Genomic DNA, 22079 nt, shown 5'->3' with positions numbered 1-22079 from the left:
CGAATCAGCAATGAAAAATAAAGTAACGCCATCACGGCAGGGCGATCTGGATTGTTTATGTGGTTTTTATAGTATAGCCAATATGATGTACTGGCTGTATGGGAATAAAATAAAAAGAAAGACATTATTCAAATCATTGTTGCAACGTTATAGCCAGCACTGGCCTCTTATTGAATGTTTAACTACTGGTATGGGTTCCGCGCAAATGGATATATTGCTGAATGACCTTTCTCAGAGTCGATACAGAAAATACCCTGTCACGGTCACTCAACCTTTCAAATCACAAAGTTCATTGAGTAAGACAAGAATTCTTCGCGCTATCCAGTCTTATTTAGAGGGCAACGACAGCAGGGCAATAATCATACGCGATCAATTTCACTGGTCAGTTGTTATTCATGCAGATAGTCAAAACTTATATTTCTTTGACAGCAGCAGTTACAGGAAAAAAGCACGTAGCAGATACTCACTTCGCTATGAGGAAGGGAAACTCCAGCTTTACCCGGATGGTATCTATTTTATTGAGCGTGGAGAGGTGAACTCATGAGTCCGAATGATCAGGCTGTTATCCAGCAAGCCAAACGCATACTTGCGCGACAGGTACGGAAAGGACGCAAACTGCTTTCACCTGATGATGTACGTGACTATTTGCTGTTCCGGCTGGCGCAATATGAAAGAGAAGTGTTTGGCGTATTCTTGCTTGATAACCAGCACAGAGTCCTGGCTTTCCATGAGTTGTTTCAGGGAACATTAAGCCAGACGGTGGTTTACCCCAGAGAAATCATCAAAGCCACTATCCAGCACAATGCCGCAGCACTCATCCTCGTCCACAACCACCCCAGTAACGAAGCCTCACCCAGCGATGCCGATAAGCGGATAACTCAAAAAATTAAACTGGCTATGGAACTGCTGGATGTGAGGGTTCTCGACCACTTTATCGTTGCCGGCGATCAAACAGTTTCGATGGCCGAACTTGGGCTGGTGTGAAAGTAACTTGGTTTAACATGTATTAATGAGACTAACTATGAGCCGACTGAAATTAGCAGCGCAGCAGCAGGAAACCAGCGTGGTAGACGTGTATCTCAACGGGCTTGCCGTCAGCGGAAGAAAAAGCATGTTGAGTCTGTTAAATCTGAGTGCTGCCATACTCCAGCATAACGGAACGGCCCATAGTTATGACTGGACGCAGTTACGCTATGAGCACGTGGCTAAAGTCAGGGCGACCCTGCTGGACAATACTTACGCTGTGGCGACGGTCAATATGGTACTGGCGGCACTGAAAGGTGTCACCCAGACGGCTTTCAACCTGCAACTGCTGGATGCTGATTCTCTTGCTCGCATTAAGACGGTGAAGCGCGTTAAAGGCGACAGCGGTAATAAAGGGAGGGCGCTGAACAGGGAAGAAGTGAAAAGGTTGATTGAGGCAACGAAAGCGCATCCGCAAAAGTTACGCCAGTTGAGAGATAAAGCTATTGTTCTTACGCTGTGTGGTGCGGGGTTGCGCGTTGGCGAGCTTGTCGCGCTGGATATAAAGGACTATTGCCCGAAAACGCAGACACTGACGGTACGGCAGGGAAAAGGGCGAAAGCATCGTCAGATTACAGTGTCGCCCATGGTTGCCCGTGCGATACAGGCGTGGCTGAAGGCTAAGGGCAACGGTAACGCAATATTCACCGGTATCTGCCGCAGTGGGCTTGTAGGTCAGAAGGCGCTGACACCAGCAGGTGTTACCGTCATTCTTGACCAGTTAGCTGAAGTAGCGGGGCTGGAAGCGTTCACTCCGCATGACCTGCGCAGAACTTTCATTACCCGGCTGCTGGAGCAGGGCGCTGATGTCAACATTGTGCGTCAGTTAGCGGGGCACAGAGATATCAGTACTACCGCGTTGTACGACAGGCGCAGTGATGAAGCCAGTCGAATTATTTCTTCGTGCTTGTGTTTTTAACTTGTTTTCGTGAAATACCATCGAGCTCTTCCATAGTTTGAATAACCCAATGGTAATCCTGAATTAGCTTTAGATCTTTATAGGTCCAACCCTTTTCGGTAATAACTAGCTTCCCTTTTTTTATATCTATAGGTTTAGCATATTCCTTGGTTAAGGTGGATTTTAGTTTAATTAGATCAATTTCAGGATTGCTAATTAATTCAAAGTGACGTTCATACAGTTTTTTAAGCGTTTTAGCAGCTTTTGTTTTAGGTTCATAGATACTATCAATATAAATCATGTTAATTAGATTGCTGATTGTTTGGCGAAGTACAAGTCCTTTAGTCTTCTTAAGTTCATTATAATATGAAGGATTGAGCCACTGAGCTATCTCAACCAGCCGTTCGCGGCTATCGTCATGCAAGTTTAAGCTTATAGATGGCCCAAATTTTTCTGCAAGAGATTTGCGGCTATTTCGTTTCACTACGAGCTGTTCAGAGTCATCACTATCTTTTTTCATACGTCTCCCTGCAACTTTTGGTTTATGAGGCAATGACCGTCATTGTACCGCAATGGATGGTAGCGTACTCCTCCCATTGATTGTTATCTATGACCGTCATCACAAGAAAATATATGCGATGACGGTCATAAACGAGTTTTTTATAGCAATGACCGTCATGGAATGCATGAATCAAGGAAAAACAGTAAGTTGTAAATGCCTCTACGTGCAATTCCTGCACGTAACTCAAGGCACAAAGCAATGAAGAACGTACAACTGATTTCTCTCAAAGAACTCATGAAAATCTATCCAATTTCACGTGCAACAGTGTATCGGCAGATCAAAGCTGGGTTGTTACCCGCTCCGGTGCAGATTGGAGCACGACGTGTTGCATGGCGTCTGGATGAGATTGAGCAACACATTGAGAACTTGCAGAAAGTACAACTGGCTGGGTAACTCAAAGTTAGTTCCTCTAATAGCCCGTTATAAACACAAGATAAATTGAATAGGGAGCTTATGAAAATCAGCATGGCTCTCTATTTCTTAAAATCAGGAATTATTATGCTTCTGAACAAAAAGAACGTAGAACGCTGTGGATCTCAAGATGCAGGTTATAGCAATGAAGGCCATAAAATGAAAATACGGGCCGACAAAATAACCGTCATGTTGGATGTGAATGTAGAATCAAAATTATATAAGTTTCTATACAAGAGGTTAAGGTATACAGGGAATAAATCTTGGAAACACTATGAAACTCGCTTAATCAAGAATAAGCACAAAGATAAGAGACCGGATCGTTATCGGTGGGCGATTCTTATTTTTAAGAATGGCCGCATGTTAATACATATCGATTTTGACCCTATTAATAAACATGCTGCTGCTGTTCGTCTTGATATACGGCCTCAGCATCTGGAACCAGAAGAAATGGATAAGTTAATTAAGTGGCTGGATGACCGCATGAAGGGGGAACTGTTGGCTCTGCTAAGAACCGCATGGATAACACAGGTCGATGTGGCGTTGGATCTTTATGGCTGCTGGCTAGATGACTATATCTGGGGGGTCAAGAGGATACGCAGAGATGATAGCTACCTTAGTACAGATGGATTGCCAGGAGTTCGTTTGGGCAGCGTGAGGTCTGATCTACATATGCTGGTTTATGAGAAAGTTGATATCACTGGATCAACCCGTAAATTCCGTGAGGTGGATGGGAAGCTGGAGATCAATCTGAACGACCACCCGATGTTTTTGCGCATAGAAGCCCGTGTTAAGCCAGATGCTAAACCGGGAAGTAAGAGGAAGAAAGGTAAGCAGAAAGAGCCTGTGATGCTGAAGGAATTGCATAAGATGGCTAATCCGTTTGAACGTCTTGAGGTGTACAAAACAGGGCTGGATACCTATTTGGAGATCGATAAGTTCTTCCGGGAAAGGCCAAAGAGTTTTACCCTTAATGCATGGAAACGGCATATGAGGCTTTCTCAGAACACACGGCGTATCTCAAGGAAAATTGAAGGCATCATTGAGAAACACAAGATCGAATTATTTGATAAGGAGCAGGTTTGGAAGCTGTGGACTAAGTGCCTGAAACGTTTAGGCCTGTTAGTTAGGTAAGTTCAAGCCGCTGCTTAGTGGCATAACTTGCATCTATCACTGTATATCAGGATGTTCTTCTCAAGACATAAGCTACTCTGCATGTTGAAATAATTGCTGGATCTGATTAGGATGTCTGTGGGCCTATAGATAGATTTTGTATCATGTTTCGTGATATGTGAAAAAAATGTTAGAGGCAACGCCCTAAGTATGCTTTACGCCAGAGGTAAATGCCTCACGCTGTGCTAAAGAGTTTCTATAGTGCCCACTATTCTCTATATAAAGGTTTGCTCATGTCATTTTTGACAAAATTAAAACAAGCTAAGAACATATCTGATGTTGCCCATATTCTTGGTTGTTCTCCTGCCGCATTAACCTATACGATATATAAAAGTAAGGTAAAATATAATACATTTAAGATAAAAAAGAAAAGTGGAGAAGATCGGTGTATTACTGCTCCTGAACGAAAACTCAAAGAACTCCAGAAACGACTTGCCAAGGGGTTACAGGAATGTGTTGACCAGATTAGTAAAGATAGGGAAACTGAAACTTCAGCACATGGCTTTGTTAAGGGTAAATCCATTCTTACGAATGCCTATAAGCATAAGAATAAAAACCTAGTTCTAAATATAGATCTTGAAAATTTTTTCGATACCATTAACTTTGGTAGAGTTAGAGGGTATTTTATTTACAATAAGAACTTTGCATTAACAGAAAAGGTTGCATCCGTTATTGCTCAAATAGCTTGCAATGAAAATAAACTCCCTCAGGGAAGTCCTTGTTCACCGATAATATCTAATCTAATAGGTCAAATATTAGATGTAAAACTTAGTTCCTTGGCTAAAAGGAATAAATGTTTTTATACTCGCTATGTTGATGATATTACATTTTCCACCAATCAGAAAACCTTCCCTGAATCAATTGCAAGCATCAATGACATACAGATCATTATTGGTAAAAAATTAAGGAATGAGATCGATAGAGCAGGATTTAAAGTTAATGATAGCAAGACGAGGATACAATTAAGTAATTCACGACAAGATGTCACAGGATTAGTTGTTAATCAAAAGGTAAGCGTGAAAAGTGAAGTGAAGCATCTTGTACGCGCAATGGCAGATAGTTTCTTTAAGATCAATACTGCTTTTATTTCTATTGATGGTAAAAAAGAGAATGTCAGTTTAGAAAGACTAAATGGTATGCTCAGTTTTATATATAATATCAGAGCAGGTGTTAATGGTACACGCGGGTGTAAACATATATCTCAGCATGATTCTTTCGAAAGGATGTATGCTTCTTTTTTGTTCTATAAAAACTTTGCTGCAAATAAAAGCACGATCATCATATGTGAAGGAGAAACAGATAATATATATCTGAAATATGCTTTCCAGAGCCTTGTTGATAGCTATCCTGAACTTCAATTGATTAGAAAAGGAGCCAAAAAAAGATTAGATTTATCCATCTATAAGCAGACCCGGACATTGGGAAAACTGTTGGATATAACAGATGGGACAGGCAATAACATAAAATTTATTAAAACATATCGGCAGTCAATGAGGAGATACACTTCCCCGCCAAAGGTATTTCCTGTAATAGTATTACTAGATAATGATAGTGGTTCAAGTAGTATAGATGGCATTATAAACCGTGATTTTAGCGACTTCAGAGAAGTTTGTGACGGATTTACTTATGTGTGTGAGAACCTTTATATAGTAAAAACACCGCTTATTGGTGATAAGAAAGAGTCAAAAATAGAGGATTTCTTTGATAGTAAGACACTCTCGAAGACGCTTGGTAGTAAAACTTTCACGGCTGAGAATAAATTTGATAAAGAACAGCATTATGGAAAAAGAAAGTTTGCGGAGATAATTGTAAAGCAAAATCATAAGGAAATTGATTTTTCTAATTTTAAAAAAATAATCGACTTATTCAATGATGTTATCCTGCATTATCAAAAGAAGGTAAATCAGAATTTTAATCTTTGATTCAAGATATCATTGACAAGAATGAGTACAAGTCATGGCAAATTTTTAGTAAATTGGTGATGAATTATCGCTCTACTGGAAAATAAACCCACTGAATCGGCGCAAAGCCGTCAGTTATCTGCGGCTAAAACCTTCTAAGTACATTATTACAGATTTGATTGACCGATGAATCTGTCGACTACAAAGCTCTGTCTCACATCTTCAATGCTTTCTTTAATAATTCCAAAAGGCAAGCGGTAATCCAGTAACGCCGTCATCCCTCAGAAAGTGCTCAGAATCAGGAAGGGTGCAAAAAAAGAAGCACAAAAAAAAATATATCATATCATCGCACCCAGGTGCTATCAGCGAGCATGATATATATATGGCTATAGTCTGGTAAAACTCAGATATATAATAATACATATGTCTCTTTATAGACCTTATATAACATGCATTTCTATATAAAGATAATGCTCTGGATACGGTTAATTTAAAAAATCAGGTTTTTGAGTTAGCTATCAAAAACCGCGTCTAGCTATTATTTGCAGAAATATCAATAAGTTCTTGTTGTAAAAATAAATAAACAATGAGAATTTATTATGAAACCATATAGCACAGAGAAAAATATCTTAGTTACAGATAGAACATTAACTGCATATAAGCGTATAATTTTCAGTATCCCTATTGCAAACCGCAGGAAAGCGTGTGATAAAAGAAAATACTACTCGGCTATTGCATATTTTCTTCAGCATCTGATCTGTAGTGCCACGGTGAGTAGAAACACAAAGAAGAGAGCAAGGTTTAAAGGTGATAAAGAATGGACATATTCTGTACCGTTCCCTTATGAACTAGGCATAGATGTTGCGCCAGAAGTATTCAAACAATCCAGAAATTTACCCTTTGACAGAGCTCTTGAGGAGTTAGCAAAAGAAGGGGTAATTAAAATTATCGAAAATGATTACTGCACAAGAAAATGTAGGGAGTTTTCCTTATCAAAGGGTTTTTTGGCTCAACTCTTTCCTGAAGAACGAGAGGAATATTTATCTAAAGATGACCGATATACATACTTGACTGATATTTATAATAAGCGGGGTTGTATAAAAAAACTAAATGACATATTAAATAATAATGTAGGAAAACAAAAGATTAAACATATGACATCTGAGCGAAATGTTAAAGATTCATCCTTCAGGGATGTTTTGAAGGAAGTATATTACAGTATAGGATATATATCAATTAACATAGATGCTTTGATGGATTATTGCAATCAGAATCCAACCCCTGTCAACATGGGGTATTATTATAATTTTATATCACACCTTTGCTCTGTTGAATCACAAATCGTTTCTTTGGAACCATTGATAGTAAAGTATAAACAAGCTTATAAATCAGCAAAGCTAGGGGGGCGATCATTTGAAGTAGGTACGGGATATCAATATCTTCCGGGCAATATGAAAAAGGCATGTCTAGAATCTGCTTATAATTATGATATAAAAAGTTGTCAGCTTGAGATCCTGAGGCATGAATTTAATAAAATAGGGATTTCAGATAAATGCCTGAAGCGATTAGATACAGATTATATTATAAATAAATTGGAGGTTGAAGAGGAACATGCAAAGGAGATCAGATTTGCAACCATTTTTAATGCAGGGACTGTCAGTTTATCCCCTAAAGCATCTGTGTTTAAAAAATTAAATAAGTTTCTTGGTGAGGATAAATGCAGGACAGTTCTTGAGCAGTGGAGGATTTTTATGAAACCCTTGCGAAAAGCTTTGACAAAGCTGGTAAATCATTATTGTTCGACAGGAAAAACAAACCGATATGGCCTGTGTGTAAGAAATGCAGTAGGTCAGAATTTTAACTGTACTTATAAAGAACCTGGAGTCAAACGACAACCACAGCAGATGCGCAGGAAACTACTGGCTCATATGATTCAAGGGTTAGAAAGTAGGGCTGTGTATGATTATGTAAGAACCCATTCAGGTGTGTGTGCATTGGAACACGATGGGTTTGTTAGTAACCGGAAGCTGAATATTGAAAAGGAGTGGAAACATCCATATCTTAAACTTGTGAGGAAATATTGAGTTGTTACTTCCACTAATCACTCCAGTAACAAACCAACCCTTACAGTGAAAAGTGGAAGCGCATCTATTATAGTCAGATTATAGGCTATGGCAATAATGAATCTTGATGATTATTTATAATCTTGTATTAGTGTATTATATTGACTGCAAGTTTTAAGGAAACTGCTGAATGTAGCATCACCTGATCTGAACTGTATAATATCTGAGAGTTTATCTATTTGTGCTATGTTATAGTAAAACTTAATTTTATGCTTTCGATCTGTGCATTGCATTTCAAGATTCAACACAATTAATTCTTTCATGATGTTAAAATCGTGACCGGTAGGCAATGCAAATATACATCCTTGCAATTTGACATCTTTATCAATGTGACATACTTCGTGTTTTTCTTCATTATTAATATGTTTGTATCGTATTTTATTAATCTTATAAAGATTGCTGGCTGTAACATTAAAGTCAATAGCTTCAAGAATGGTATGGACGAAATTAATATCAGCTAATGTTCCAACTACAAATAAGGTGGGTTGCATAGCATCCTCTATTTAATAATATTAGTGTGATTTTTAATGGTTACTGAACGACTGCTCTTAATTTTATAAGACAAGAGTGAGCATCATAGACACTCATCTTTAGATATTTGGCTGCGAGATTTACATATTTATGAATTCCTGACTTGAGCATCTTGTCGAATAATTCGTCTGAGTCACTGTGACCGTTCTTATGTAGATATGATGAAAACCCTTTATCATAGTTTCCTTTTAAAAGAACCAATAACCGCTTCTCTTTATGTGTAACTTTGGCCAGTGCTTTTCGGACAGCTAATTTATTGTTAATATCTTCATAGGATAGCGCGTTTGTGTCTTCGTCTTCACCTGATAAGCTGTAGTCACCTTCAATAGTTGAATCTACAGACATTAATGAATCAAGTGATACCTTTCTGCTCTGGAATGTACCGTCTGCTTGCCTGTCTAGTACTGAACGTCCCTGTGTCGTATGGTGCTTAATCTGGTTGCACCCAAAATTTTGAATTGACCTTTTATAAATATTTGTAAGATGTAACCTGCTGTCGAACATAGGATACATCTTGTAAAGACCCATCACCCCGGCGTACTGCAATTCAAAATAAATATCTTCAACATCGCTATATCCACTGAAGGTTAGGAATTTAAGCTTCTTGTGGATATACTTCTTTAAATAAGTCTCTTGTTCTTTCAGGACTTTTTGAATAATACTCTCAAACCGATGTAAGCTAGACCAGGCCTTATAACGCAATCCACCTTCTTTTGTTTGGCTGAGGCTTAATTGTTTAATGGCCTTCCAGTATTGACTCCGTTTCAGCAGGTGATAAAGAGGGAAATCTTTAGGACGGATATCGAAGTTATCAGACGCCTCGTCAGCTTCTTCTTCATTCAATCCGCTGTATATGCAATACCACAACCAGAATTTAATATTCTTAATCACGTAATGATGATTGAGGCTTGTTCGATAGGCTAAAGCATTCTGACTTGTGTAACGTAAAACTACAGCATTTAGATCTTTTGCCGATGCTACTTTTAGTATGTACGCGAGGCTAACCACGGTTATTTTATCTTGAACTGATGCTTTTCTAATATTGAGGTGCTTCCTGATTAATTGGTGAATACGAGTCATGAGATACCCTGGGTTTCTACTATTTTGTTGAATGTGGTATTGATGATTTTAGATGAATAAAAGTTATTTATGATTTTGGTAAATTGCAACACGCGCTTGATATAATAGATGTGAAGCTGGCTTTATCTGTACATTTGTTCGGCCTAAGCGTATCTGCAATTAAAATCCCATATCTCTCCAGTTCAGTCTCTCTGTTATCCATTAAGATAATAATAGCATCCTCTTTATTTATAAGTTCTATGTCCTTCTGGAGGGCTTCAATGAACCAACATATAATGACTTTTGCCCTTTTGTTATATCTGGTGTTGGGATGAATGAGTTGGATTTTATTCTTTGAGCATCCATTCTGTAAGAAGTATTCTGTGGACCATTTATATACATCGTATGGACGAGTGTTGGCAAAGCTGATTATATTCATTTGATGTTATCCCGATTTCTTATTGTGGATATTAATATCTATTTAATTGTTCGTTGGCTGTTTTTTAATATCTTGACTGCTAGTTAAATAAACTATCTGGCTTATGTCATTAAGAGCTGCATAGATCAGTATAAATTGTCTAAACGAAATATTACCTGTATGTTCAAACTTTTTAATAGTACCTAGCGGTACGCCTGATTTATCAGCTAATTCTTTTTGTGATAGTTTCAATCTTTTTCTGGTGAGTCTCAAGGTCGAACGTATTTTTTCTTGAACATCATGAGGTGTCATTTTTCTTTGCATTTGAAAACCTATAATAATACGTATCAAGGATTATTCTGGTATAGCAAATATGGTTCATCATGATTTTAAATTTCAATATGCTGTAATTAGCTACTATTATAGCTGTAAATTGGCATGAGTAAATATGCGCATTTAAGCAGTTGAAGTCATGATAATTCCTTTTAATATTGATAAGTTAAGTGAGGTTACATAAAGAGGGTGAATTATGTGTCCTTATATATGAGTATCATCAAATATACAGATATTAGGAATGTTTAAATAAATTCATTTTATTTGATTTAAGTCAATTTTATTCATGTCAATACTTAATAAACAGCCAATTGAGCCATTATTTATATAAGGAATAACAAATGAGTGTTGAGAATAGTAAAAATAGGAAAGAGCGAAGCATAGATAAAAGTGTAGTTCCAGATCACTTAAAGGATACTAAGTTCGTTGATGATTTATTGTTAGAGGGAGAGACTCCAGTAAAGGGGCTTCTTACAGACTATGGAAAGCCAGATTTTGATCTTATCGAAAGTTTTACTGATTTCCGTCAGCTATTTCCGGAAGCATATGAAGCCATGAAACGGAGATAATAATGTACATCGGCGTTTCCAGATTAGCCAGGGCTGCCAGCGGCGGCTCTGTTAAACAAGATAAGAAATTTATAGAAGCCATTAATAAGGCTGTCCAACAAAGCTCTATGGTGAGCCAAAAGGTTATCAAGAGGGTAACTAAAGATCTCGACTCTGCTATTACCACGGGTAATGAGCAAGCTGCTACCCTGTTGAAGAAACAATTGGAAAGTTTAAAGGTAGCACAGGCACTTAGTAAAACGCAGGATGCTGAACTGGCCCGGTTGTTTCAACAGGGGCAGAAATTAAATGCTACTCAGTATCAACAGTTAGATAAATACCTCCAAAAGATGACGGGATTATCTACTGACTTAAACTCGGTTTTGCAGACAAGCCTATCTAATTTATCTGATGATATTGTTAAGGCTGTGAATGGCGACACCAGTAAGCAGGCTAAATTGCATTCTGCCAAACAATTGGCTCAGGCTATTGGCAGCTCTGGCATGTTTGATAAGAGTCCCGCATTCAAGGAACTCCTCGCATTTACTAAAAATCAGACAGATTTAACTGAACAATCTACAAAACAGCTTATAGAGTTAGTTGATAGGATGAATAGTGAGGTTCAATCTGTCGATAGGCTTAATGACTTAATTAAAATAGCTCAGGATTCATCTAAAGATGAGAAGACGCAGATACATGCGCTGAATAATATCATCGTTAGTTTGGGGGATAGTAATAAATTTCTTAATGAGTTGAATCAATTAAAGGCAATTGCTAATTCATCTGATGCTATGTCGGCCAAGTTAAATAAGCTGGGACCTTTATTAAAGCATCTTGAAACCAGTTCCCTGCAAACAAGAACCCTGCATACCCTACAACAAATAGAATTTGGATTGAAGAAACGTGGACTGTCTGACACCACTAAGGCCAAACTGAAAAGCGGCGCCGCTTTTGTAGGTGGAGCCGCAGCCGGTAAAGCCAGTGAGCACGGCAGTGATATAACCAAACTCTTGATGAGTATGATACCTGGCCTCAATGTAGTAGATATGGCTACCGATGGTGCAATCTCAGATAAGGTTTCTGATATAGCAGGTATTGGAGCTGGATATGTAGGAGCGAAAGTAGCGGGTAAAGCTAAAGGCTTATTCAAACGCGGTGGTGGTACAGCAACTCGTGCTGCTGAATCTGGAGCTATTGGAGCTGCTGAACGTGCCGCATTAAGAGGTGGGGGTAGCAAAGGATTACTGAAACTTCTTGGTAAAGGTGGTAAGTGGGGTAAATTAGCAGCGGCTGCCGGTGCTGGCTACCTTATGTTGTCAGGTGATGACGCAGAAGCGGCTCCCATGACACCACAAGGGGTTGCTGTTCCTGAATCATCTGCTAATCCGTTAACGGAAGCTGCTATTTATGCAGCCGCTCCTAAGGTTGCCGCTAAAACAGGTGTCTCTGCATTATCCAGTAAAGGTGCTACCAAAGCAGCAACAAGCATTTTAGGTGAGGGTGCTGGTGGTGCATTAGCTAAAGGCGCTAAATCAGTATTAGGTAAGGCAAGCGGTGTAGCTAACGTGGCGGTTGGTGCTTACGATTATGCGACGGCCAATAATACTGCTGAACGCAAAGAAGCCGTAGGTTCTACCGTTGGTAGTATGGGAGGCGCTTGGGCTGGAGCCGCAGCAGGTGCTGCTATTGGTTCAGTGGTTCCTATTGTCGGTACTGCTATTGGTGGTGTAATCGGCGGAATAATCGGTTCTGTTGGCGGTAGTTTCCTTGGCTCAAGCGCAACAGGTTTATTTGAAGACCCACAAGATAATATTCCTGACGCTATCAAGAAAAAAGGCCCAATAGCTGAGGCTATGTATGTAGATGAAATGATTAAAAGCGGAAAATATGACGAAGATGATATAAAAGAACTCCGCAAGTATCAGAAAAGTTGTCTGAGCACTCAGAATATCAGTGACTATATTAATAATACCGCAGGTGGTAATGTACAGAGGCTGATGCAGATAATGGAGAGTTCTGCTATGCCTTCTGCCTATCCAGAAGTATACTCTGCCATTATGGATTATGTTAATACAACCGTGATACCTAACCAGAAAGGTGTGGATGCTAAAAATGTTCAGGGTATTGGTGTTGCTCTGGATGTGATTAACCAGAAACAAGATGTGGGTAAATCTATCACATCTACAGGTGGCGAAAATCAACCGTCTAATTCAATCGATTCATTGCAGATTAAAACACAGAAATCTATTACTGCTATTGATTCATTACCCGCACAAGATCAAAAACAAGTCAGCGACCTTATTGATGCCGGAATAGATGGCAGTGCTAAAGCAGATGCTTATGTAGATGATGCAGGCCAACATAGTTTAGTGAATAAGCTAATGGGGTGGGTGTCCAATGTGTTACCTACTGGTATATTCCCTATGGTTACAATGGGTGTGTCAGCAGACGCTATGACTGGTGGTAATGTATCGGATTGGCTTGCTAATATGTTTGGCGGTGGGGGTGGTGGATTTTTTGGACCTACAAAAAATCAGCCGGGAGGAGTACTCCCCCCAGAAGCATTAAATAGTATTAAATCAACTGTCTCAAATACCGGAAATGAAGCTGAGGATGTTGCTAATACAGTCATGGCAGGTAATGAACGGGGGGGTATGTCTGGTTATTTTGAATCTCGCGGTAATGTACGGTCTATTTCAACAGGGGCTGGGGATATAGGCGGAGTTAGTTACGGTGGGCATCAGATAGCATCCAAAACAGGTACTATGGGTGAGTTTATGCGTAGTCCTCAAGCTAAGGCTTTTGCGGGACAATTCGCTGGCTTGACTCCTGGAACACCTGCATTCAATGCAGCATACAGGCAATTTACTTCAACTTCTGAAGGTGCTGCTGCAATGGATAAAGCACAGGATGATTTCATAATAGCTACTCATTATAACCCTGTGGTAAACAGAGTTCAGAAGAATACTGGTGTTGATATAAATAAACAGTCTAAAGCAGTGCAGGAAGCCGCTTATGTGTCAGCAGTTGCTTATGGCTCATCGGGTGGTGCCAGCAAGCTTGAAAGGGCATTTAAAGAGGCTGGTATATCAGGTGATGGCCCACAAGACCAAGCAAAAATGATTGATACTATTTATCAAGATAGAATTGCTCATATCCAGCAGGATTACAGCAAGAGTCCTATAAGTACACAAAGATCTATGACCGCTAGATATCAACGAGAATGGGCCGTAGCAAAAGCTGTATTAACTAAAGAAAATGCGGCTAAAGGTATTACTGCGGTTGATACAACAAGCCAAGCGGTTATGCCGATGAATACTGGACAACAGACCGGAATAACACCATCAGGAGCATCCGGTATTGTAGCTGGTGATACACCATTAACACCTACTGCTTCTGGTATTATTGCTAAACCTGCTCAACTGGACGCTAGTTCTTCTACGTTGGTTCGTGAGAATGAAGTATTGAAAAATACAAGAAATAATAATCCATCTGTTATTCCCTCACAACCTGCTCCTATTATGCCTAGTAATGCAGGTTCTATCAGACCACCTTCCAATATTGATGATTATGGATTGGCCTTTGCCAACAAACTTTTGTGGGATAACTAAATGTCAAAGATACCGTTAGACCTTGATGATATGTATTCAGGTAATGTGCCAGATGCTATTGTAAAATTAACATGCCCAGGATACACAACTACTGAATTTATAGCCCCTATAGTTAATGATTTTGGGTTGTCAGGGAGTAGTGCAATGGTTCAACCCTTTGATGCATATATGAGCGACATACAAAGTACCTCGCAGAAAATGGCTCTAGCAGGTAACATGGCATACAGTGGACTAATGGAAAAAGCTTTCGGTAAGTTGGATTTAACTAAGCATGCATTATATAAAACCAGGGCACAAACAATTCGAATGTATCAAGGTTCTCAATTTGGTGGCATAAATCTTGATATGATCTTTATTGTTACTAGCCGCTCCAACATATCTAGGTATCACGATGCAATAGAACTTTCTAGTTGTGTATATCCAGAAACTAATTATGAGGGTGGTTCAGGGGAAGCAGGTGAGTCAGCTTTATCTTATTTCCAGATGGACGCAAGTGTTCTGAAACAAGCATTAAGACCACCTTGTGGATATAGGATCGGATCTAACGGTATGCCACAAGGTACATGGAATATCCAGATTGGTACTTATTTTATGGCCTCTGGTTTTATTCTTGAAAGTGCTGCAATGACCCAATCTAAAGAACGTCTTGGTCAGGGTGAAGCCTTGATAACAACTGTATCCTGCCAGTTTGGTGTAGCCTTGGATATTTCTAGTGAACAGTATAAAAGCTGGTTTATTCGCTGACTGTTATTATTTTTATATATGCTATCGTCAATGAAGTCCTTTCCTAATGGTTAGGACTTTAGCTAAATTTTATTGAAAATAAATTACAAATATTAAAATTTAACAGCAAATAGAAAGCATTAAAGTCTCGCTCGGATATTGAGAAGTTTCATGGCAACATCGCCTACGCATGATGCAAGCAACTGTGTATTTTCAATATACTTAACGTAATAATCTACACTATTTGGATTTCGTTGTCGTATTAAATTAAGATCAATGTAATCATAATATGTAGGATTCCCGCCACTTTCTTTACTAAAGTGTGTATTAAAAGCAATTATCTTGTCATTTAACTCTTTCCTAATTATTTCCAAATCAGGTGCATTAAACGAATAATTTGGATTACCCATTAGGTTCATACAGTTATATAAAGGATCGATCACAGCTACAGGTACTTTTGCGCGGAAAGGTTCATTTATAAGTTGTTGAATATACTGGTAGCTAAAAATGTCTGTATAAGCAACGAGAATATTAATATCTCGTTGAGAATAACCTACTGATTGACTTTGGATAGGATAAGAAAGACGTGCATAAGCCGCCGATTCTGCATCTTTTTTCCACTGCTTAAGTTCCTCTACCGAAAAATTGCTATCGTCTGCGTCGATTAGATTACCATGATTACGGCACATCCATATCCCATTGCTTATGGATTTACGCTCTGCAGGAGACATGCTGCTATCATATCTGGGCCCACCCGGCGCAGCTGCACAAATATGTGCTGCAATCCCATTGTTTATCTTTTCGGCTTCGGACTCAGACGCTGGACCGATTGTACTTTGTCCACACTGCGGATAGGAGCAGATCCAGCCTACGCGATCAGCTAAATCTCTTTTAATTGCGGGAGTGAAATCATCACGATTATTTGGCATAACAAATATCCTTTTTATAGCTAGACTCTGTTGTTCTCAAAACTATGTTAACCTGCTAATGCTTTGGATATATGAACGTTTTGAGCTATTAATGGTCCTTCCCGATGATGTGTTTCTGAAACCTATTAACCAAACAGGGCATGCAGAGTTTAGACTTTCCCGAAAGGCTTTCGCTGGTAAGCAACCACAATCTTGGACGTAACGATCTTCACGCTGTAGCCAAAGAGTAAATCGACAATCATTGGGTCAATTCCCGCTTCATTTGGTTATTCTTTGTACCCAGACATCAAGTTTATCTGCCCATTCCTGCATCATCACTTTCCGCTCCTCAAGATAGGTCGCATGGTTATATGTGCGACGAACGTTATTTGTATCTGCATGAGCGAGCTGTGCCTCAATGGCATCCGGTCTGTAACCCATCTAGTTTAATCTCGTACTACCAGTTGTTCTGGTAGCATGAGGGCTATAAGTTCCGCTCCAGCCGAGGTTTTTAAGGCAACTAATGTAATGTCAATAACGGGTAAAACGTGATCCACTTACCGTTACGGCAAATGCGTTGCCAATGTGATAGGGCAACTATTCAACATCACCTTTAAAGATGTGGCGTCGCGTAAACGCAGGAAGTCAGATGTGATGCGCCGAAAGCTGTTGTCGCACATGTTACAGGGACTGGAAAGTAGAGCAGTGTATGATTATGCAAGAACCCATTCAGGTGTGTGCGCATTGGAACAAGATGGGTTTGTTTCATACGAGGAGGTTACTGACTGGTCCCATCCATACCTGCTGATTCAGAAAAAGCATTAACTATCGAGATATACGTTATCTAAGATCTTGTAGATTAGGCTGGCATTCGGAGAAATTATTGTATCTTTTCATTATGTTATGGTGTAATCTCATTTAAAGTGAGCGCACTTATATCCTGAGTTAATTGAAAATATGAAGCAAGAAACAATCGTTCAAAAAATTTGGAATCTCTGTAACATACTTAGAGGTGACGGTATCACCTATTATCAGTATGTTTCAGAGCTAAGTTATCTACTGTTTCTCAAGATTGCTCAGGAAAATGGTTCAGAAAAATTGATACCCGAAGGCTATCGATGGGCTGATCTAGAGTCCCATGAAGAGCAGGGATTACTAGGGTTCTATCAAGAGATGCTCACCCACTTGGGGGCGCATGTTAAAAATGAAGTCATAAGGGAGATTTACGCATTCCCTACAACTGTTTTCTCCCATTCTGAGAATTTAAAAGCTGTTGTCGACGGTATTTCGAAAATAGAGTGGCACCAAGTAGGAAAAGATGGATTTGGTGATCTCTACAGCGGATTAATTGATAAGAGTGCTCAGGATACTCGTTCGGGGGCTGGGCAGTATTTTACGCCACGCTCTTTAGTTAACACTATAGTAAGATTAATACAGCCAAATCTTGGAGACTTAATCCAAGACCCAGCGACGGGAAGTGGTGGTTTCTTAGTTTCTGCTGACAGCTATATTCGAACTAAATATTCACGAGAAAAATACAAATCCAACTCTCCTAAATATCAAGGGGTGGAAATAGAAAAAAATACTCGTCGAATTTGCTTAATGAATACCTTTCTACATGATTTAGATGCAAATATTATTTACGGTGATGCACTGACTGATGATGCATTGGAATTGGATAAGGCTGATGTAATTGTAGCCAATCCTCCCTTTGGTAATAAGGCTGGGGGACAGCGTCCTTTGCGCAGCGATATTCCATTCCCCAATACAAATAAGCAAATCGCTTTTTTGCAGCATATTTATTTGGGGCTTAGAGCTGGCGGTCGGGCTGCTGTAGTGTTGCCAGATAACGTACTGTTTGAATCCGGTGCCGGTACTGATGTACGCCGCGACTTAATGAATAAGTGCAATTTGCATACTATTTTGCGCCTGCCTACCGGTATTTTTTACGCTCAAGGCGTTAAAACTAACGTCTTGTTCTTTACCAAAGGCTCCGCCAAAGACAAATATCAGCAAGAGAACTGTACTAAAAATGTCTGGGTATACGACCTACGTACCAATATGCCAAGTTTTGGTAAGCGCACGCCCTTTGGTAATCCCGACATTGGCTTTGCACCAGAGGACTTAGGCATAGACCCACACCTTGGTGCATTCGAGAAAGTGTTTGGTGACAGCCCTGATGGAACCAGCAAGCGTACAGAAGGTGAATATAGTTTTGGTGCTCAAGAGACTGAAGTAGATGAAGATGCCGTAGACGAAAATCAGGACATTGATGATTATCTCGCCCATTCTCGCTGGCGCAGCTTTAGCCGTGAGTGGATTGCAAACAACAAAGTTGACTCACTGGATATCTCTTGGTTGAAAGATAGCAACAGCGTAGGTGCAGCTGGTTTACCCGAACCGGACATATTGGCACGGGCGGCAAAAGAAGAATTGGAAGCTGCACTTAGTGAGCTGAGTTGTTTGCTGGTCGCATTGGAAGGGGCTGAATAATGGTTGTGACTTCTCTACCATGGCTGACAGTTCAGCTCGGTGACGTAGTTTCCTACGGTAAAACTGAAAAATGTGAATTATCTGACGTTACAGGCGATACTTGGATACTTGAACTTGAAGATATAGAAAAAGATAGCTCGAAGATCATTCAACGGTTAGATGCCAGTGCACGACCATTTAAAAGCACAAAAAATAAATTCAGTAAAGGAGACGTTCTTTACGGAAAACTACGACCTTACTTAAATAAGGTTGTTATTGCGGACAACTCTGGGGTTTGTTCGACTGAAATCATTCCTCTAAATGCTGAACCATATATTGACAATAGGTACCTCTTTTACTGGCTAAAAAGCGAAATGTTTTTAGAGTTTGTAAATTCTGTGAGCTATGGCGTAAATATGCCTCGACTTGGTACAAAGGATGGGGTAACTGCCCCCTTTGTTCTAGCTCCGTTGGCTGAGCAAAAAGTTATTGCCGACAAACTCGACACCCTGCTTGCACAAGTTGAAGCCACCAAAGCCCGCCTCGAACGCATTCCTAAAATTCTAAAAATTTTTCGCCAATCCGTGCTCGTTGCGGCTGTAAGTGGCAAGTTGACGGAGAAGTGGAGGGAAGAAACTGAATGTGTGGATAATGTGCTACACAACATCCAAAAAGAAAAAAAATCTTGGATTAAAAATAATCCAGATCATAACGAAGTTAAGCGCGTGTTAAAGCGGGTCAAAGAATACTCAAATCAAACCAAACTTAATGAAGTAAAATTGCCTGAAATGTGGTCATGGAGCCAACTTGAAGATTGTGTATTAATGATCGTTGACTGTCATAACAAAACAGCCCCATACTCTAATGTTGGCCTCCCCCTAATCAGAACATCGAATATTCGCGATGGTAAATTTATTTGGGATAATTTGAAATTTGTCTCTGATGATACATACAAATATTGGTCTCGTCGCTGTCCACCTGAACCAGGCGATATAATATTTACACGTGAAGCGCCTATGGGTGAAGCAGAAATTATTCCACCTAAACATAAGTTATGTTTAGGTCAAAGGACCATGCTCATTCGTCCTGTTGAAAGATACATGTCTGCCAAGTTTTTACTTATTTCGTTAATGGATCCAAATTTTAGAAAACGTTCAGAAGAATTGGCTGTAGGTACAGGCGTTAAACATTATAGGATTGGGGATGTAAGCAACCTAGTGATTGCAGTTCCTCCAACCGAGGAACAAACCGAAGTCGTCCGCCATGTAGAACAGCTATTCGACTTTGCCGATAGCATCGAGCAAAAAGCCAATGCCGCACTAGATCGTGTCAATAAAATATCTCAATCCATCTTAGCCAAAGCTTTCCGGGGTGATCTTACTGCTGACTGGCGCGCCGCTAATCCAGATTTAATCAGCGGAAAAAACAGCGCCGAAGCCCTGCTGGAAAAAATTAAGGCCGAACGTGAAGTTATCAAAAGACAACCGAAGCCAAAACGCCCCGCGGTAGACAAAAAAAAAGGTAACCGTATGAGTAAACCCATTAAAGTGGTTGAAGCGTTAAAGCAAGCTGGAGAACCGCTTAGTGGTCAGCAGTTGTTAGCGGCGGCTGGCTACCCCAACGATAGCAGTACTGAGCAACTGGAACAGTTCTTTCTGGATATTCGTGACGCTCTTACCATCGAAGAGTCCATTGTAAAGCTTGAGCGCGGTGGCGACAGTCAAGATTGGTTCGCCTTGGCTAATAATAAAGCAAAGAACTAAGGACAGCCCATGAAAGTCGACAAACTGCATATTCGCTCACGCTTTAAAAATCTTGAAAACGTGAAAGTGGACTTTGACGAAAACCACTTGATGACCGTTATCGTAGGCCGTAATGGTTCCGGTAAATCCAACGTTCTGGAGGCTTTGGTTGCTATATTTCGCAATCTTGATTTAGGTGAAGCACCAACATTTTCTTATGAGTTGGACTATCAACTAGGTGAGGAAGGCGGGGTTAAGTGGTATGACGTTAAGGTTGATGCAGATCCAGACCGCGGAACGCTAGCAAAGCAATACCAAGTTTATGTCAAAGATAAACACGATAGCAAAGCGGATTTCAAGCTTACACCCTTCTCCAAAGTGAAACGCGATAAGAAAACCAAACAAGCAGAGTTTCTTCCTAACTTTCTGTTCGCCTATTATTCTGGACCATCGGATAGATTAGAAAAATACTTTCGAAAGCATCGTGATGATTATTATCGAAACCTACTCTACAACAAGCTTGACTTGAAAGCAGATATTCGTTCTCTATTTTATGCCAAACCCTATCACAGCCAGTTTGTGCTCTTGGCATTTTTCCTGTCAGATGAAAATAGTCCTCAGCGCAAGTTTATTAAGGAGCATTTGGGTATTGAGGGGTTGGATAGTATTCATTTTGTGATGCGCCAACCTGAGTGGGCTAAGCAGAAGGGGGAATTATTCTGGGGAGCACAAGGTGTAGTTCGTCGCTTTTTGGATGAATTGATACAGCACACATTGTCACCGATAAAAGTAACTCGTCAAGAAGATACGTCGTTAACAGGTAGTTATATTCGTAATGAGTTCTTCCATCTATTTTTACCTGATGTAAACGCACTACATGAATTTGCTAAGGATCTCAGTGCTGACGAACTGTTTAAAATGCTTGAAAGCACTCTGCTGTCAGAAATTATCTCTGAGGTTAGTATACGGGTGAAAGTATCCAGCAGCACGGAGCCTCTCACTTTCCGTGAACTCAGCGAAGGTGAGCAGCAGCTATTGACCGTCTTGGGCCTACTCAGGTTCACTGGTGGAAAAGATTCCTTATCCTTACTCGACGAACCTGACACTCATCTTAACCCCTCTTGGGCCGTTAAATATCTTAACTTCTTGCATGAATTTGTACCTAATCATGAAACCAGTCACTTGCTGATGGTAACTCATCACCCTCTAGCTATTGCCGAGCTGAAGAAAGAGCAAGTTCAGGTAATGAAACGCGATGATGAAAAGCAAATATCGGCCAAGATGCCTGATGAAAATCCGCGAGGAATGGGAATTAACTTAATTTTGCGTAGCGATATGTTCGGTCTGCAGACTACTCTTGATGATGATACTAACCAAAGGCTTACAAGCAGAAATGCGCTCGCTGCAAAGGAAACTTTATCTAAAGAAAAACTTGTTCGGGAGCAAGGATTTCCGCCTGAGGATGAAGAGCAGTACCTGGCTAGGCTTAATGCTCAACTCGAGCATTTGGGTTTCAACCTGGCAACGGATGACCCAGATTACCTTGAGTTTCTTCGTAATAAGTACCACGCCAAACATGAGGAAAGTCATTAATGCGTTGGATTTGTAAGGATGAGATTGAGGAATGCTTGACTCAGGCGTGG

At 40.0% G+C, this 22079-nt stretch carries 18 protein-coding genes and 1 pseudogene; 13 read left to right on the top strand and 6 right to left on the bottom strand.

Features of this window, described 5'->3' with window-relative positions; translation table 11 throughout:
- Window positions 1-10: 10 nt before the first annotated feature.
- Genes QQF33_RS12570 through QQF33_RS12560 form a run of 3 tightly spaced genes read left to right on the top strand, consistent with a single transcriptional unit; the run spans window position 11 to window position 1942 of the window.
- Window positions 11-544: a hypothetical protein gene (locus QQF33_RS12570; RefSeq protein ID WP_285157912.1), complete on the top strand. Its 534-nt coding sequence runs from the start codon at window positions 11-13 to the stop codon at window positions 542-544.
- Window positions 541-984, top strand: coding sequence for a RadC family protein (gene radC, locus QQF33_RS12565; RefSeq protein WP_086529302.1), 444 nt, complete (start codon window positions 541-543; stop codon window positions 982-984). Before QQF33_RS12570 ends, radC begins: the two co-directional genes overlap by 4 nt.
- Window positions 985-1021: 37 nt before the next feature.
- The gene (locus tag QQF33_RS12560; RefSeq protein WP_285157911.1) at window positions 1022-1942 is read left to right on the top strand and encodes a tyrosine-type recombinase/integrase; all 921 of its coding nucleotides are present in this window, start codon (window positions 1022-1024) and stop codon (window positions 1940-1942) included.
- Here QQF33_RS12560 and QQF33_RS12555 read toward each other — a convergent pair.
- Window positions 1917-2441 (bottom strand): hypothetical protein, encoded by a 525-nt coding sequence (locus QQF33_RS12555; protein ID WP_285157910.1) that lies wholly within the window; start codon window positions 2439-2441, stop codon window positions 1917-1919. The genes QQF33_RS12560 and QQF33_RS12555 overlap by 26 nt on opposite strands.
- 240 nt (window positions 2442-2681) lie before the next feature.
- On the opposite strand from QQF33_RS12555, the gene QQF33_RS12550 reads away from it, so the two are divergent.
- From QQF33_RS12550 to QQF33_RS12535, 4 genes are all read left to right on the top strand, one after another.
- Window positions 2682-2876, top strand: coding sequence for a helix-turn-helix transcriptional regulator (locus QQF33_RS12550; protein WP_285157909.1), 195 nt, complete (start codon window positions 2682-2684; stop codon window positions 2874-2876).
- 60 nt (window positions 2877-2936) lie between these two features.
- Window positions 2937-4028: a hypothetical protein gene (locus QQF33_RS12545; protein ID WP_285157908.1), complete on the top strand. Its 1092-nt coding sequence runs from the start codon at window positions 2937-2939 to the stop codon at window positions 4026-4028.
- A 272-nt stretch (window positions 4029-4300) separates the two neighbouring features.
- On the top strand, window positions 4301-5989 hold the full coding sequence (locus QQF33_RS12540; protein WP_285157907.1) for a retron Ec67 family RNA-directed DNA polymerase/endonuclease: 1689 nt from the start codon (window positions 4301-4303) through the stop codon (window positions 5987-5989).
- 578 nt (window positions 5990-6567) lie between these two features.
- Window positions 6568-8052: a hypothetical protein gene (locus QQF33_RS12535; RefSeq protein ID WP_285157906.1), complete on the top strand. Its 1485-nt coding sequence runs from the start codon at window positions 6568-6570 to the stop codon at window positions 8050-8052.
- Between the two features lie 110 nt (window positions 8053-8162).
- Here the strand turns inward: QQF33_RS12535 and QQF33_RS12530 are convergent, their stop codons facing one another.
- From QQF33_RS12530 to QQF33_RS12520, 3 genes are all read right to left on the bottom strand, one after another.
- Window positions 8163-8582, bottom strand: coding sequence for a hypothetical protein (locus QQF33_RS12530; RefSeq protein ID WP_285157905.1), 420 nt, complete (start codon window positions 8580-8582; stop codon window positions 8163-8165).
- Window positions 8583-8622: 40 nt separating this feature from the next.
- Complete coding sequence (locus tag QQF33_RS12525) at window positions 8623-9702, bottom strand: hypothetical protein (RefSeq protein WP_285157904.1); 1080 nt, start codon at window positions 9700-9702, stop codon at window positions 8623-8625.
- Between the two features lie 460 nt (window positions 9703-10162).
- A complete protein-coding gene (locus tag QQF33_RS12520; RefSeq protein ID WP_285157903.1) occupies window positions 10163-10423 on the bottom strand; it encodes a helix-turn-helix domain-containing protein in 261 nt (86 codons plus the stop codon).
- A gap of 350 nt (window positions 10424-10773) precedes the next feature.
- On the opposite strand from QQF33_RS12520, the gene QQF33_RS12515 reads away from it, so the two are divergent.
- Genes QQF33_RS12515 through QQF33_RS12505 form a run of 3 tightly spaced genes read left to right on the top strand, consistent with a single transcriptional unit; the run spans window position 10774 to window position 15335 of the window.
- Window positions 10774-11001 (top strand): hypothetical protein, encoded by a 228-nt coding sequence (locus QQF33_RS12515; protein WP_285157902.1) that lies wholly within the window; start codon window positions 10774-10776, stop codon window positions 10999-11001.
- Between the two features lie 2 nt (window positions 11002-11003).
- Entirely contained in the window at window positions 11004-14591 is a 3588-nt protein-coding gene (locus tag QQF33_RS12510; protein ID WP_285157901.1) for a VgrG-related protein, read from the top strand.
- Window positions 14592-15335 carry a hypothetical protein gene (locus tag QQF33_RS12505; RefSeq protein ID WP_285157900.1) on the top strand — a complete coding sequence of 248 codons (744 nt, stop codon included), beginning with the start codon at window positions 14592-14594 and terminating at the stop codon, window positions 15333-15335.
- A gap of 119 nt (window positions 15336-15454) precedes the next feature.
- Here QQF33_RS12505 and QQF33_RS12500 read toward each other — a convergent pair whose 3' ends face one another.
- The gene (locus QQF33_RS12500) at window positions 15455-16243 is read right to left on the bottom strand and encodes a hypothetical protein (protein ID WP_285157899.1); all 789 of its coding nucleotides are present in this window, start codon (window positions 16241-16243) and stop codon (window positions 15455-15457) included.
- Window positions 16244-16501: 258 nt separating this feature from the next.
- A pseudogene (locus tag QQF33_RS12495) lies at window positions 16502-16738 on the bottom strand (tyrosine-type recombinase/integrase); the annotation flags it as partial.
- A gap of 441 nt (window positions 16739-17179) precedes the next feature.
- On the opposite strand from QQF33_RS12495, the gene QQF33_RS12490 reads away from it, so the two are divergent.
- From QQF33_RS12490 to QQF33_RS12480, 3 genes are read left to right on the top strand one after another with little or no spacing between them, the layout of a single operon-like run.
- Window positions 17180-18715 carry a class I SAM-dependent DNA methyltransferase gene (locus QQF33_RS12490; RefSeq protein ID WP_285157898.1) on the top strand — a complete coding sequence of 512 codons (1536 nt, stop codon included), beginning with the start codon at window positions 17180-17182 and terminating at the stop codon, window positions 18713-18715.
- On the top strand, window positions 18715-20457 hold the full coding sequence (locus QQF33_RS12485; RefSeq protein ID WP_285157897.1) for a restriction endonuclease subunit S: 1743 nt from the start codon (window positions 18715-18717) through the stop codon (window positions 20455-20457). Before QQF33_RS12490 ends, QQF33_RS12485 begins: the two co-directional genes overlap by 1 nt.
- Before the next feature lie 9 nt (window positions 20458-20466).
- Entirely contained in the window at window positions 20467-22029 is a 1563-nt protein-coding gene (locus QQF33_RS12480; RefSeq protein ID WP_285157896.1) for an AAA family ATPase, read from the top strand.
- The last annotated feature ends 50 nt before the right edge of the window (window positions 22030-22079 follow it).

Source organism: Lelliottia wanjuensis (genome assembly GCF_030238365.1).
GTDB lineage: Bacteria > Pseudomonadota > Gammaproteobacteria > Enterobacterales > Enterobacteriaceae > Enterobacter > Enterobacter wanjuensis.
This window is presented reverse-complemented; position numbering and strand designations above follow the sequence as displayed.